The following is a 13,721-nucleotide window of genomic DNA, read 5'->3' on the forward strand; positions in this document are numbered from 1 at the left end:
GTTCGGGCAGACTTGATTTGCATCAAGGTGTATGGCGTGCGCGTTACCTAGTATTCGCTAGGTAATAAAAGCGCGCCATGCCGTCCATACCTACTAGCCCCCTCGCGCCCGCCGGCAGTCTGGCGGTCACTCCGACAGCCACTCCGCTGTCAGTCCCGTTTTCAGTCCCATCCGCCCCGGCTCGCACTTACGGTCCGGATCGCGATTCGGGTGCGCGGGCCGCTACCGCATTGCAGTCGGCGGTATCGCTTTCCCATTCCTCTACCGATCATTGTTTTCATTGCGGCCAGCGCCTGGAGCGGGGCGACACAGCATTCGTTGCCGATATCGACGGCACCGCACGCACATTTTGTTGCGGTGGTTGTCAGACGCTGGCGCTGACGCTTCATGCAGCTGGATTCGGTCATCTTTACGGCGACGTCACTCGCTTTGCGCGGCCGATCGATGCCGAGGCACGTCGCGAGGTCGAACCTGTCTGGGCAGCTTACGACACGCCGGAACTGCGTAGTCAGTTTGTCCGGGCGCTGGGCGATGGCCGTGTCGAGACCACGCTGGCACCGGAGAACATCAGGTGCGCCGCCTGTGCCTGGTTGATCGAGCAGCAACTGGGGCAGCTGCCGGGAGTGGAATCCGCAGTCGCCAATGTCGCCACGCGCCGCGTCGTAGTGCGATGGCAAGAGGCGCAGCAAAGCGTTTCCGGGCTGCTGGCCACACTGGCCGACATCGGCTACATGGCATGGCCGTTCGAGGTCTCCCGTACCGATCAGCAGGATCGCCGCGAACGCCGCAGTCTGCTGATGCGCATGGCCGTGGCAATGCTCGGCATGATGCAGGTGATGATGTATGCGTGGCCGCTCTATACACACGAGGCCACGATCGAACCCGGCCAGCTCCAGTTGATGCGCTGGGCGAGCTTTGCGCTGACGGTTCCTGTCGTTTTCTATTCTGCTTTTCCTATCTTTGCCGGCGCCTGGCGCGGCTTGCGTCAACGCCATATGGGCATGGATGTGCCCGTGGGCATCGGTGTGGCCGCCGGCTTTGTCGCCAGTGCGATAGCCACCGTTCGTGGCGTAGGTGAGGTCTATTTCGATTCGGTGACGATGTTCGTCGCCTTCCTTTTGCTGGCACGCTATCTGGAGTTGCGCGTACGCCAGGCCTCGCGCAGCGGCGCGGAGATGCTCGCGCGGCAGTTGCCGGCGACTTGCGAGCGTTTGACGCAGGCAGGGGGCATCGCCGAGCGGGTGCCCGTGGCGCGGTTGCGCGCGGGCGACCGTATCCGTGTGAAGGCTGGCGAGATCGTTCCGGCCGACGGCGTGGTCACGGATGGTGCGAGTGAAGTCGACGAATCCATGCTGACAGGCGAGGCGCGTCCCGTGCGGCGCGAGGCAGGCGATTTGGTGCTGGCAGGCTGCTTCAATACGTCCAGCCCGCTGGAACTAACGGTCCACCGTATCGGAGCGAATACACGACTGGCGGAAATAGTCGCCGTGCTGGACCGGGCGCTGGCGGAGAAGCCGCGCCTTGCGCTGCTTGCAGATCGTGTGGCGGGCTGGTTTGTGGGCACGCTGCTGGCCATGGCGGCGGTCACGGGCCTGGTCTGGGCGCTCTGGATCGATCCGTCACGGGCCTTGCTGGTGACTGTGGCGGTGTTGGTGGTCAGTTGCCCCTGCGCGTTGTCGCTGGCAACGCCTGCCGCGCTTGCCGCCGCCGGTGCTGCGCTGTCACGGCGCGGTGTGCTGCTGACGCGGGCCCATGCTCTGGAGACGCTTGCGGGCGTCACCGATGTGGTTCTCGACAAGACGGGGACGCTGACGGAAGGGCGCTTCGCCGTGGTATCGACGGACCTGAGGGGGGATCTCGACGAACACGCCTGCCTCTGCATCGCCGCGGCGATGGAGCGGGGTGGGGAACATCCCATCGCACGCGCATTTATCGAAGCTGGCGGCATCGCCGAACCGCTCCAAATCAGTGGCCTGCGCAATTTGCCTGGGCACGGGCTGGAGGCCCATGTCGGCGGGCGGATCGTCAGGCTTGGCCGACGTGATTTCGTGAGCGGGCTCGCTCTGGCATCCAGTGTCTGGGCCGGCGATGAAACCGCGGAAGGTCCTGAAGCGGGAGACGCGCACCCGGGCGCGACCGAGGTGTGGCTAGGGGGCACGGACGGCATGCTGGCGCGCTTTCTTCTGGCCGATGTTGCGCGCGCACAGACCTCATCGCTACTTCGCGCGCTACGCGAACTTGGCGTGCGCTGCCACCTCGTGTCGGGTGACAGCAGGCATTCGGTGCGCTGGTGGGCAAACCATTTCGGCATGGAGACGGCCATCGGCGCCGTCACTCCCGAAGGCAAGCGCGACTATGTCACGAACCTGCAGCGCCGAGGCGCGATGGTGCTGGCGGTGGGAGACGGGATCAACGACGCTCCGGTACTGGCCCAGGCCCAGGTATCGATTGCGATTGGCGGTGGCGCACCGCTTGCGCAGGCAGGCGCAGACGCCGTGCTCACCCATGGAGGTGTCGCCGAAATCGCCACGGCCATTGCGACGGCCCGTCATGCACGCCGCGTGGTGCGTCAGAACCTTGGCTGGGCATTTCTGTACAACGTCGTGGCCATTCCGTTGGCGGCGACCGGTCACGTCACGGCGTGGATGGCCGGCATTGGGATGTCGGTATCGTCACTGCTGGTCGTGGCCAATGCCTGGCGGCTGCTTCGCATGCCGCGCGAATGGCCCGAGAGGGAGTCCTGAATGGAAACGCTGTACCTGCTGGTGCCGATGAGCCTCGTGCTCGTAGCGCTGATCGCCGGCGTGCTGTGGTGGGCCTTGCATGCGGGCCAGTATGACGACCTCGATCGTCCTGGCGAAGCCATCCTGCTCGACAACGACAAGCCATGAGGTCAGCCGCAGAGTGCGTCGTCCGCGTTGCAGTTGGGCGCATTGACAGGTCAGTTTGGGGACGGTTCCGAAGTGGGGTTCGCAACTTGACTGATATCAAAACGACGCGCGCAGCGATTCCCTAAAGTCACACTGTCAATAGGTTTATTCTTACTTTGCTTGGGGGTCTGAATGGATGTCACCACCGCGTCTCAACGCGTCGACACCTTCAATTACGGAGTCGTACGGCAGTTTGCCGTCATGACCGTGGTATGGGGGATCGTCGGCATGGCCGTCGGCGTTCTGCTGGCGGCGCAACTGATCTGGCCGGAGCTCAACTTCAATACGCCGTGGCTGTCGTTTGGCCGCCTGCGGCCACTGCATACCAACGCAGTGATCTTTGCTTTCGGCGGTAGCGCGCTGTTTTGCACGTCCTACTACGTGGTGCAGCGGACGTGCCAGGCGCGGCTGTTCTGTGGCCCGCTCGCGGCATTCACATTCTGGGGCTGGCAGGCGGTCATTCTGGCCGCCGCGATCACGCTGCCCATGGGCATTACGTCCTCCAAGGAGTACGCGGAGCTCGAATGGCCGATCGACATTCTGATCACTCTGGTCTGGGTCGCATACGCCGTTGTTTTCTTCGGCACCATCATCAAGCGCAAGACCCGCCATATCTACGTCGCGAACTGGTTCTTTGGTGCGTACATTCTCACGATCGCCATCCTGCATATCGTCAACAACATTGAGATGCCGGCATCGCTCTGGAAATCTTACTCCGCCTATGCCGGCGTGCAGGACGCGATGATCCAGTGGTGGTACGGGCATAACGCGGTGGGCTTCTTCCTGACCACCAGCTTCCTTGGAATGATGTACTACTTCATCCCGAAGCAGGCTGAGCGTCCCATCTACTCGTACCGGCTGTCGATCGTCCACTTCTGGGCGCTCAACTTTACCTACATGTGGGCCGGTCCCCACCACCTGCAATACACCGCGCTTCCGGACTGGGCACAGTCTCTGGGCATGGTGTTCTCGCTGATCCTCCTCGCTCCGTCGTGGGGCGGCATGATCAACGGGATCATGACCCTGTCTGGCGCCTGGCACAAATTGCGCACGGACCCGATCCTGAAATTCCTGGTGGTGGCGCTGTCGTTCTACGGCATGGCCACGTTCGAAGGCTCGATGATGTCGATCAAGACCGTGAATGCGCTATCGCACTACACGGACTGGACGATCGGGCACGTGCACTCGGGTGCGTTGGGTTGGGTGGCGATGATCTCCATCGGATCGCTTTACTACCTGATTCCGCGCCTGTTTGGCGAGAGGCAGATGCACAGCATTCGACTGATCGAGTGGCACTTCTGGATTGCGACGATCGGCGTGGTGCTCTATATCGCCTCGATGTGGATCGCGGGCGTGATGGAAGGCCTGATGTGGCGCGCCACGCAGCCAGACGGCACGCTGACCTATGCCTTCGTGGAGGCAGTCAAGGCCAAGTACCCGTTCTACCTGATTCGATTGCTGGGCGGTCTGTGCTTCCTGGCCGGCATGCTTGTCATGGCCTACAACGTGGCACGCACCATCGCCGGCAAGCCGGCAGTGGATGCGCCGATTCCGGCCAATCTCCCGGCCTCCGCCCACTGATCGCCGAGGATTCCAACGATGTCACAAAAGCAATCATTCTTTACTCACGAAACGCTCGAGAAGAACGTCGGCTGGCTGATCATCGCCACCATCCTGGTGGTCAGCATTGCTGGCCTAGTGCAGATTGTTCCCCTGTTCTTCCAGCACTCTACGACTCAGCCTGACCAGGGCATTACGCCGTATTCGCCGCTGCGATTGATGGGGCGCGATATCTATATTCGCGAGGGCTGCGTCGGATGCCATTCGCAACAGGTACGTACGCTGCAGGCGGAGACGGAACGCTATGGTCATTTCTCCACAGCGGGCGAGTCGGTGTACGACCATCCGTTCCTTTGGGGGTCGAAGCGTACGGGCCCGGATCTGGCACGTGTGGGTGGGCGCTACTCCGATGACTGGCAGCGCATTCACCTGCGCAACCCGCGTGACGTGGTGCCGGAGTCCGTGATGCCGTCATACCCGTGGCTGGAAAAGGCTGCGCTGCCGACAGACACGGTGCAGGCCAGGATGCGCGCACTGCAACGACTTGGTGTGCCTTACACCGACGACGAGATCACTCGCGCGCCAGAAGAACTGGTCGGCAAGACCGAGGAGGATGCCATGGTGGCTTACCTGCAAGGTCTCGGCATCAACCGCCGCAATGTGCGTGTCGACTCAGCTGCCACCGTGGCGCCGGTGGCGCCCGAAACGCCTACAGCGGGTGCGGCAGCGCCGGCCAAGGAGTGACGCCATGGCTATCGTTACCGCCATAGCCACCGTCGTCTCGATGCTTGCCTTCCTGGGTATTTGCTGGTGGGCCTGGTCGACTGGCCGACAGGCCGCCAATCAGGAGTCGGCCATGCTGCCATTTGCCTTGCCTGACGAGACAACAATATATCCAAGCCGGAACCCACAGTCATGAGTGATTTTTTTTCCGATTTCTGGAGTTACTACATCGCAGCCATCGCGCTCGTCGGCATCGTCTGGTGCGTGTGGCTGCTTTTTTCCCAACGCAAGATCACCAAGAGTGCCGGTGCGGCGGATGACACAGGCCACGTCTGGGACGGCGACCTGCGCGAACTCAACAATCCGCTGCCACGATGGTGGATGTGGATGTTCCTGCTGGCTTGTATCTTCAGCGTGGCATACCTGATCCTCTACCCTGGACTTGGATCCTATGCGGGTGTGCTGGGCTCTTCCACACAGGGCGAACTGGCGGCACATCGCCAGGCTGCGGAGAAGACGCAGCACGAGATCTACGCCCGCTACCTGAAGATGGATGTCAAGCAGGTGGCGGCCGATGCCGACGCCCGCGAGATCGGTCAGCGTCTGTTCCTGAACTACTGCGCGCAGTGCCATGGGTCTGACGCACGGGGCAGTCGCGGTTTTCCGAATCTGACCGATAACGATTGGCTCTACGGTGGCGACCCCGACACGATCCAGCAATCGATCACGAAGGGCCGCAACGGCATGATGCCGCCGTTCGCGGGTGCGATCGACGGCAAGCAGGCCGGCGACACCGCACAATACGTGCGGTCACTATCTGGCCTGTCCTACGATCCGATCCGGGCCTCCCGTGGCGAGAGCACGTTCAAGACGACCTGCGTGGCTTGCCATGGATCCGGTGGCAAGGGCAACCAGGCGCTAGGCGCGCCGAACCTCTCGGATGGTGTCTGGCTGTATGGCAGTTCGGAGGGTTCGATCGTTGATGCCATTCTCAAGGGCCACAACGGCCACATGCCCGCACATGAGGAAATCCTGACGCCGGAGCGGATCCGCATGCTGACAGCCTATGTCTGGGGGCTGTCGAACAACGGGGGGGTCGGCCAATGATCAACTGCCCCGGTGCCGGACGGCATGTCGTCCGCCGGGGCGTGAGGGCACAACGATGAACGCGCCCCCGAACGCCCCACCCAAAACCTCGCTTGACACTTCCGTGCCCAATCCGTCCAGGAGCGCTACGCCCGCAAGTGGTGCATCCTGGCGGCCGGCGCCTCAGCCACAGCTTGGCGAGACCTCCGATGAAACGCTGTACGAGGTGCGGCGCAAGATCTATCCGCGCTCCGTGACCGGCGCATTTTCCAGTTGGCGGGTCTGGCTGGTCATCCTGACGCAACTGATCTACTACGGTACGCCGTGGCTTCAGTGGAATAGCCGGCAGGCTGTGCTGTTCGATCTCGGGGCCCGGAAGTTCTATATCTTCGGCCTGGTGATGTGGCCTCAGGATGTGATCTATCTCGCCGTCCTGCTGGTGATCTCAGCGCTTTCGCTGTTTCTCTTCACAGCCATTGCCGGGCGTTTGTTCTGCGGCTATGCGTGCCCGCAAACGGTCTACACGGAAATCTTCATGTGGATCGAGCGGCATGTGGAAGGCGACCGCATCGCACGCATCCGGCTCGATGGCGAACCATGGAGCCTGCGCAAGGTCCGGCTCAAGGCTACCAAGCACACACTGTGGATACTGATTGCCTTGTGGACGGGCTTCACGTTCATCGGCTACTTCGCACCTATCCGTGAACTGGGACGCGAGGTTCTCAACTTCACGCTGGGCCCCTGGCAGGCGTTCTGGATGCTGTTCTATGCGTTTGCCACTTGGGGCAACGCCGGATTCATGCGCGAACAGGTGTGCAAGTACATGTGCCCCTATGCGCGGTTCCAAAGCGTGATGGTGGATCGCGATACCTACGTCGTCACCTATGACGTGGGTCGTGGCGAGCCGCGCGGCAGCCGTTCGCGCAAGACGGACCGACACGATGCGGGACTTGGTGATTGCGTCGGCTGCAGTATCTGTGTGCAGGTGTGTCCGACGGGCATCGACATCCGCGATGGTCTGCAGTATGAGTGCATCGGCTGCGGAGCATGTATCGATGCCTGCAACCAAGTGATGGACAAAATGGAGTATCCGCGCGGACTGATCCGCTATACGTCGGAAAACGCCATGCGCAAGTCGCTGTCCATTACTGATGCACGCAAGAGACTGTTCCGGCCGCGGACCATCATCTACACGTTGATCTGGATGGTGATGGTGGCGGGCTTTGTGGGATCGTTGGCCATGCGCACGCCGCTCAAGGTGGACATCATCCGGGACCGAGGTGCGCTTGGTCGTGAAGTGGAGGGCCGCTGGATCGAAAATGTGTACCGGCTGCAGATCATCAACACGACGGAAGCGCCGATGCGCATTCGTGTGCAGGCTGAAAGCGCCGACCTGAAGGGGCTGACCGTCGAGTACGACACCGCTGCGGAGTCGCTGGCGCCCACGTCGAACCGACTGCTGCCGATTCGCATCCGTGTGCCGATTGACGACGCGAAGCAGGGCACTCACAAGATCGACGTCACCGTGACCAGCGAGGGCGGTGAGCAAGGGGGAGCGCATATCCGGCAATCCACCAGTTTCATCGTGCCGCGGAACCTGTGACGTCGTGATCGTCGACAAGGAGATCTGAATGACACCCAAAGAAAGCAAGTCCTGGTGGAAAGAGCCGTGGCCTTGGTTCCTGATGTCCGGCCCGTTGCTGGCGATGATCGGCTGCGGTGTGACAATCTGGCTGGCGAGCACGCACGCGGATACTCCCGTCAGCGGGGCCGCGAGCCACGGGCTGGTAGTCGAAAAAGTCGATGGGCCACGCGTGCCTGCCGCCGTCCGTGCGGAAGCGTCGACTGGGGGACGCCCATGAGATTGCGCTGGCTGATGTGGGTGCTATGGCCAGCGTTCCTGGTGGGCGGCGCGGCCACGGCAATGGTCTTCTCGGTTGTGGATCCCGGTGATCTCAGTTTTTTCGGGCAGCCCGTAGAAGTGTCACGCCTGGCGGTCTATACGGTGGGGTTTCTGCTGGCGTGGCTGTTTTGCGCGTTGTCGAGCGGACTGACGTTGTACACGATGCCGACCAAGCTGAGTGACACGGACGAACTGGAGTAGCGGCAGCGAGTTGGAGGACCACGAAAAAGGCCGCCCTGAAGGCGGCCTCTGGTCTGCGATAGGATTGGCTTAGCAGGAGCGGCTGTAGACTTGCTTGATACCTGCCATGTCGACGAGTTTGACGTGACGCTGGCGGATCTGGATCAGGCCGGCCTCCGCAAAACGAGAGAACAAGCGGCTGACGGTTTCGAGCTTGAGGCCCAGGTAGCTGCCGATCTCCTCACGGCTCATGCGCAGAACGAACTCGCTTGCCGAATAGCCTCGAGCTGACAGGCGTTCGGACAGATTTACGAGGAATGCCGCCAGCCGCTCTTCGGCCCGCATGGAACCGAGCGTGAGAAGCATGACCTGGTCCTGCGAGATTTCCTTGCTCATCAGTCGCAGGAACTGGTGTTGCAGTGATGGCAGTTGGCCCGATAACGACTGCAGGTCGCCGAAGCGCACCACGCAGACTTCGGTATCTTCGAGTGCGGTGGCATCGGATGCGTGTTGCATCTCGCCGAGACCGTCCAGACCAATAACCTCGCCGGGCAGATGGAACCCGGTGATCTGGGATCGTCCGTCTTCCATCGTGACGTGCGTTTTCAGCGTACCGAAACGAATGGCATAGACAGCGTTGAGCGGATCACCCATGCGATACAGCGTCTCACCTTTGTGTACGCGAATACGCTCCTGCACAAGCGAGTCTATTTTCGCGAGGTCTTGCTGAGACATCCCCACGGGCAGGCAAATCTGGCCCATAGCACACGTGGAGCAACGGGGCGACATTTCAGTGACGGGGATGGAAGTAAGCAATTAAGGCTCGTTGTAAAGCGCAAGCGGTGAGGGCGCGATTCATACATTTTACAGCGTGATGTGACGCTGAAGCGAGGAACAGTTGCCATTTGGTGTGCTTTTTAGCGTTTTTGCCCTGGCCTTGCTGGGTGGCGTGCATTGCGCTGCCATGTGTGGCGGCATTGCAATGGCGGCGGAACAGCGTGGCTTCGCAAGCGTCCCTGCGGTTGTGCATCGAACGCCGCGTGGTTGGGTCTTCGAACTGCTCGTCATGCACGCGGGACGTCTCACGACGTACATGCTGCTTGGCGCGCTGATGGGCGCGGTGGGGGCAACGGCGTGGAAGCAGGAGTACCTGCCGCTGCAGCGATGGCTGTATGCGTTGGGAAGCGCCTTGCTGGTGCTGTCGGGGCTCTGGTTGTTGCGTGGCAAGGTGCCGCGTGCTGTCTGGGTCGAGAAACTTGCTACAGGTGGGGCGCAATACATCACAAGACATTGCCGGGTTATTGGCGCGCACGTGCCCGCGGGCTTGCGACGACGGCCCGGGCCGCTGGCGCGTCGCTACGGCATGGGGCTCGCGTGGGGGATCGTGCCATGCGGGATGGTCTATGGGGCACTCGCGTTGGCGCTGCTGGCCGGTAACGCCGCATCAGGGGCGCTGGTGATGGGCGCGTTTGGTCTGGGTACGTTGCCGAATCTGCTAGTTATCTCCGGGTTGTCGGGATATTTACGTCACTTGTCCCGCCGGCGCGCCGTAAGGGTGATTGCCGGGGTGATCGTAATGGCCTTTGGATTGCTCGGTATTGCGCGGGCGTTCTGGCTTCCGGATACGCTGAATCAGATCGGATTCTGCATGGTGCTCTGAGGCTACCTGAGGCTACCTCTTCGTGAAATCCGCCACGAACTGATGGCGCCTGCTCGGTGCGGGTTGCGGGGCGGGCTGGAAATGCCATACAATCGCGAGAACCACGGTATTGCGCTGCATTACGCTCGTGGCGTCGCCGGGGCGGCACTCCTGATCTGGGGTGCGAGTCCTGGGGTCCTCGGCGGCATGAATTGCCGGACCCGTCCCCACAGTTCATCCGGTTCAAAAGATCTGGTTCAAAAGGCCGGGCGGCGCTGTGGAGCGGTGGCGCTGGCTCAGGACGTAGCATGTCCGGGCCAATATCCGTTATTTTCTTGCCGCCTTGGCAATCTGGTTGTCCTGGCGAATGTCCGCCCAAGAGGGAGAAGGCGCGACGCAAGAGGTCCGTTGACCGGCGAAGCCTGCCTGAAACGGACGATCTCCAGCCGGACTGACCCGGCAACTCGATGCAATGAACGAAGTGCACGGCTCCGATGCGGTAAGCATGCGAGAGTTGGCTGCGCGATGAGATGGCGGTGGCATCCGTACCGCTGTATCCGAAATCTCCAGTGCTCAGGGATTCGTCCTGGGGCAGGTGCAAAGACAGGCTGCACGCAATCACATGAATACCCAAGAGGCGAAGATCGTCCTCGAGACCGCGCTGATCTGCGCGCAGGAACCTTTGCGCGTCAATGATCTGCGGCGCTTGTTTGCCGACGATGTCGGTGCCGATACCATCCGTGTCCTCCTGGAAGAGCTGCGCCAGGACTGGCAGCAGCGCGGCGTGGAACTGGTGGCTCTGGCCAGCGGCTGGCGCTTCCAGAGCCGGCCCGAAATGCGTGAGTTCCTGGATCGTCTGAATCCCGAGAAGCCGCCGAAGTATTCTCGCGCCGTGATGGAAACGCTGGCCATTATTGCTTATCGCCAGCCGGTGACGCGAGGCGATATCGAGGAAATCCGCGGCGTGACGGTGAGTACGGACGTCATCAAGAAGCTCGAGGATCGCAGCTGGATCGAGGTCATTGGCCACCGTGATGTGCCGGGCCGCCCGGCGCTCTATGCGACGACCAAGGCGTTCCTCGACGATCTGGGGTTGCGAACGCTCGATGAACTGCCGCCGCTCGAGGATGCCCAGGCACAGGTCCAGGCTGCATTGCTGGATCAGCAGGCCATCGATTTCGAGGAAGTCGCCACGGCGAATCCGCAGACTGGCGACGAAGAAGCGTTCGCCGAGGCGCTGACGGGCGCTGCGCCGGGTTCTGGTGCGCCTGGTGCGGGCGCGGCGGATCTGGTCGAGGCCGGCATGGCCTCTGAATCCGCAGAGGCGCTCACCGGCGAGCCGGCTGAGCCAAGTGAATCCGCTGAGTCAGTCGAATCCGCTGAATTCACTGGGTCGGAAGAGGGGGCGCAGGTGGCGATGGGCGTCAGCGGCCCCAGCGACGAACACAACCAGAACGACAACAGCGTTGCGCAGTTGCCCGCCGATGGCGAGCAAGACGACGACGCGCCGCTGGCGCAAGCCAACGGCTTCCACGTGGACACCTTGTCTTCCATGCAAGAAGACGACGATGGTTCAGTCCGGGACGGCAATGTACCGCATCCCACCGAGGACGACGAGCGCGTGTCCAACTGAACAACATGCAATATCAATAGTGAATACTTTGTCTGATTCCGCTGAGCAAGACGTCCGCCAACCGGACGGGCCGGGCGATACCGGCGCTGCCCCCGACGCGGGCAACGGTGCTGATGGCGCGCCGCGCCGCAAGGGGCTTCGTCGTGGCCTGCGCAATCTCGTTGCGTCGCGCCGCCAAGGCGCCCAGGACCGCGAGTCGGGACGTGCCGAAACCGACGGCACAGTGCCGGCGGAAGGTGGCGATACTCCCCAGCCTGCCAGCGCGTCCCAGGCTGCACGCGGTGAGCCGCGCGGTCGTGGCAAGCGCAAGCCGGCACCTGCCGTGGAACGCGAAGTTCGTGCCGAAGGCGGGGCTGAAGTTGCTGGCGACGGACAGCCGGCCCAGCCGCACGCTGCGCAGGGCGCCCGCAAACGGCGGCAGCAGCCTCAGCGCAAGGCCGCGCTGGTCGATGGCGATATCAAGCCGGCGGGTCAGCAGCAAGGCAGGCGCAACAAGGGCGTCCAGGGCCAGCGCAAGGGCCAGCCGGGTGGCGGCAAGGGAATGGAGAAGCCCGAGAATCGCCAGGACGACAAGCCGATGGGCAAGGGCGCCGGCAAGGCTGCCGGCAAGCCCGCGGCGGGCGCCGAAGATCTGTTCCGCTTTGTGATTTCGGGGCAATTCGACCAGGAAGACATGGCTCTGCCGCGCACCAAGGTCAAGCCGGTGCGTGAGCTGTCGGCCGACGACGATGCCCCCAAGCTGCATAAGGTGCTGGCGGAGGGCGGGCTGGGATCGCGCCGCGAGATGGAGGAGCTGATTCTTCAGGGCCGCGTCTCCGTGAACGGGTTGCCGGCTCACATCGGCCAGCGGATTCTGCCGACCGACCAGGTTCGCGTGAATGGCAAGCTGATTCATCGCAAGGTGTCTTCCAAGCCGCCGCGCGTGTTGCTGTACCACAAGCCTGCCGGCGAAATCGTCAGCCAGTCTGATCCGGAAGGCCGTCCGACCGTATTCGACAACCTGCCCCGAATCAAGACCGGAAAGTGGGTGGCCGTAGGCCGGTTGGATTTCAATACCGAGGGTTTGCTGATTTTCACGACGTCGGGCGATATCGCCAACCGTTTCATGCACCCGCGCTACGGCGTGGAGCGCGAGTATGCGGTGCGTACGCTTGGCGAACTGGCCGAGGCGGATCGCCAGCGTTTGTTGCACGGCATTCAGCTCGATGATGGCGAAGCCAACTTCCTGCGGATCGCAGATGGTGGCGGTGAAGGCGTGAATCAGTGGTATCACGTGGCGCTGACTGAGGGCCGCAACCGCGAGGTGCGACGGATGTTCGAGGCGGTCGGCCTGACGGTGTCGCGCCTGATCCGTACGCGCTATGGTCAGTTCCTGCTGCCGCGCGGCCTGAAGCGCGGCCGTTGGCAGGAAATGGAAGCGACGGACGTACGCACGCTGATGGCCAGCATTGGCCTGAAGGCGCCGGGTAAGGGTGAGCAGGCTGCCCCCAGGGGTGCAACGAAAGTGGGTGGCCGGAAGCAGCGTACCGAGGCGGCGATCGCTGGCATGCCGATGCACACGGGCATGGACGGCTTGCCGCGCTTCGAGAAGGGCGGCGCGCGGGGTGGTAGTGGTGCCGGCCGCGGTCAGCCGGATCCGATGCAGACGTCGATGGGCTACATTCCCACGGGACCTGCACCGCTGACCTCACACACCACCAAGTTCGGCGGTGGCGGAGCAGGTGGGATGCGAGGTGGTGCTGGTGCTGGTGGTGCTGGTGGTGCCGGTGGCGGACGTGGCGCTCGCGGCATGGGCGGTGCAGGCGGCCAGGGGCGTCAACAGCGACGCGGCGGCGGTGGCGATGTCAACGGCAATGTGATGCCGAAGGCGGCAAAGGCCGGTGGCAATGCGGGCGGCAATGCTGGTAGCAACGCAGGTGGTAACCGGCGTCCGCGCGGTCGAGGCGGCAATCATGGCGGCGGTCACGGAGGCCATCGCTGATTGCAAGGGTTGGGGCGATGCCGGCAAATGTCGGCGCAGCCCCGATCCGGCGCAGATCCCGACTGGCTTTTGCCTTTTGGACATAA

General features: G+C 62.7%; 13 protein-coding genes. 12 read left to right on the forward strand and 1 reads right to left on the reverse strand.

The genetic code is table 11. The features are described from left to right. Positions 1–77: 77 nt before the first annotated feature. From AC1DOX_RS06060 to AC1DOX_RS06100, 9 genes are all read left to right on the forward strand, one after another. The gene (locus tag AC1DOX_RS06060; RefSeq protein WP_441621685.1) at positions 78–2,744 is read left to right on the forward strand and encodes a heavy metal translocating P-type ATPase; all 2,667 of its coding nucleotides are present in this window, start codon (positions 78–80) and stop codon (positions 2,742–2,744) included. Next, positions 2,745–2,891, forward strand: coding sequence for a cbb3-type cytochrome oxidase assembly protein CcoS (gene ccoS, locus AC1DOX_RS06065; RefSeq protein WP_441621687.1), 147 nt, complete (start codon positions 2,745–2,747; stop codon positions 2,889–2,891). 171 nt (positions 2,892–3,062) lie between these two features. After that, positions 3,063–4,511 carry a cytochrome-c oxidase, cbb3-type subunit I gene (gene ccoN, locus AC1DOX_RS06070; protein ID WP_441621689.1) on the forward strand — a complete coding sequence of 483 codons (1,449 nt, stop codon included), beginning with the start codon at positions 3,063–3,065 and terminating at the stop codon, positions 4,509–4,511. Between the two features lie 18 nt (positions 4,512–4,529). Then, positions 4,530–5,234, forward strand: coding sequence for a cytochrome-c oxidase, cbb3-type subunit II (gene ccoO / locus AC1DOX_RS06075; RefSeq protein ID WP_441621691.1), 705 nt, complete (start codon positions 4,530–4,532; stop codon positions 5,232–5,234). A gap of 4 nt (positions 5,235–5,238) precedes the next feature. Then, complete coding sequence (locus tag AC1DOX_RS06080; RefSeq protein ID WP_441621693.1) at positions 5,239–5,409, forward strand: cbb3-type cytochrome oxidase subunit 3; 171 nt, start codon at positions 5,239–5,241, stop codon at positions 5,407–5,409. Continuing rightward, the gene (gene ccoP / locus AC1DOX_RS06085) at positions 5,406–6,320 is read left to right on the forward strand and encodes a cytochrome-c oxidase, cbb3-type subunit III (RefSeq protein WP_441621695.1); all 915 of its coding nucleotides are present in this window, start codon (positions 5,406–5,408) and stop codon (positions 6,318–6,320) included. Before AC1DOX_RS06080 ends, ccoP begins: the two co-directional genes overlap by 4 nt. Positions 6,321–6,375: 55 nt before the next feature. After that, entirely contained in the window at positions 6,376–7,902 is a 1,527-nt protein-coding gene (gene ccoG / locus AC1DOX_RS06090) for a cytochrome c oxidase accessory protein CcoG (protein ID WP_441621697.1), read from the forward strand. A gap of 28 nt (positions 7,903–7,930) precedes the next feature. Then, entirely contained in the window at positions 7,931–8,161 is a 231-nt protein-coding gene (locus AC1DOX_RS06095; protein ID WP_092134199.1) for a hypothetical protein, read from the forward strand. Continuing rightward, a complete protein-coding gene (locus tag AC1DOX_RS06100; RefSeq protein WP_092134197.1) occupies positions 8,158–8,403 on the forward strand; it encodes a hypothetical protein in 246 nt (81 codons plus the stop codon). The genes AC1DOX_RS06095 and AC1DOX_RS06100 overlap by 4 nt, the downstream gene beginning before the upstream one ends. A gap of 69 nt (positions 8,404–8,472) precedes the next feature. On the opposite strand, the gene fnr is transcribed toward AC1DOX_RS06100, so the two are convergent. Next, complete coding sequence (fnr, locus tag AC1DOX_RS06105) at positions 8,473–9,198, reverse strand: fumarate/nitrate reduction transcriptional regulator Fnr (RefSeq protein ID WP_441621700.1); 726 nt, start codon at positions 9,196–9,198, stop codon at positions 8,473–8,475. A gap of 82 nt (positions 9,199–9,280) precedes the next feature. Here fnr and AC1DOX_RS06110 point away from each other — a divergent pair, with 82 nt between their 5' ends. The 3 genes from AC1DOX_RS06110 (at position 9,281) to rluB (ending at position 13,635) form a co-directional block, all read left to right on the forward strand. Further along, positions 9,281–10,042, forward strand: coding sequence for a sulfite exporter TauE/SafE family protein (locus AC1DOX_RS06110; RefSeq protein ID WP_441621702.1), 762 nt, complete (start codon positions 9,281–9,283; stop codon positions 10,040–10,042). Positions 10,043–10,643: 601 nt separating this feature from the next. Next, positions 10,644–11,654, forward strand: a complete 1,011-nt coding sequence (gene scpB, locus AC1DOX_RS06115) for an SMC-Scp complex subunit ScpB (RefSeq protein ID WP_441621704.1) — start codon at positions 10,644–10,646, stop codon at positions 11,652–11,654. A 28-nt stretch (positions 11,655–11,682) separates the two neighbouring features. Continuing rightward, positions 11,683–13,635, forward strand: a complete 1,953-nt coding sequence (gene rluB / locus AC1DOX_RS06120; protein WP_477101240.1) for a 23S rRNA pseudouridine(2605) synthase RluB — start codon at positions 11,683–11,685, stop codon at positions 13,633–13,635. Positions 13,636–13,721 lie beyond the last annotated feature (86 nt).

Source organism: Cupriavidus sp. 01L415, from assembly GCF_056400065.1.

What these genes read in the sequence shown, in the direction of transcription:
- AC1DOX_RS06060 (WP_441621685.1), top strand. Translation starts at nt 78, where the DNA reads ATGCCGTCCATACCTACTAGCCCCCTCGCGCCCGCCGGCAGTCTGGCG.
- ccoS (WP_441621687.1), top strand. Translation starts at nt 2,745, where the DNA reads ATGGAAACGCTGTACCTGCTGGTGCCGATGAGCCTCGTGCTCGTAGCG.
- ccoN (WP_441621689.1), top strand. Translation starts at nt 3,063, where the DNA reads ATGGATGTCACCACCGCGTCTCAACGCGTCGACACCTTCAATTACGGA.
- ccoO (WP_441621691.1), top strand. Translation starts at nt 4,530, where the DNA reads ATGTCACAAAAGCAATCATTCTTTACTCACGAAACGCTCGAGAAGAAC.
- AC1DOX_RS06080 (WP_441621693.1), top strand. Translation starts at nt 5,239, where the DNA reads ATGGCTATCGTTACCGCCATAGCCACCGTCGTCTCGATGCTTGCCTTC.
- ccoP (WP_441621695.1), top strand. Translation starts at nt 5,406, where the DNA reads ATGAGTGATTTTTTTTCCGATTTCTGGAGTTACTACATCGCAGCCATC.
- ccoG (WP_441621697.1), top strand. Translation starts at nt 6,376, where the DNA reads ATGAACGCGCCCCCGAACGCCCCACCCAAAACCTCGCTTGACACTTCC.
- AC1DOX_RS06095 (WP_092134199.1), top strand. Translation starts at nt 7,931, where the DNA reads ATGACACCCAAAGAAAGCAAGTCCTGGTGGAAAGAGCCGTGGCCTTGG.
- AC1DOX_RS06100 (WP_092134197.1), top strand. Translation starts at nt 8,158, where the DNA reads ATGAGATTGCGCTGGCTGATGTGGGTGCTATGGCCAGCGTTCCTGGTG.
- scpB (WP_441621704.1), top strand. Translation starts at nt 10,644, where the DNA reads ATGAATACCCAAGAGGCGAAGATCGTCCTCGAGACCGCGCTGATCTGC.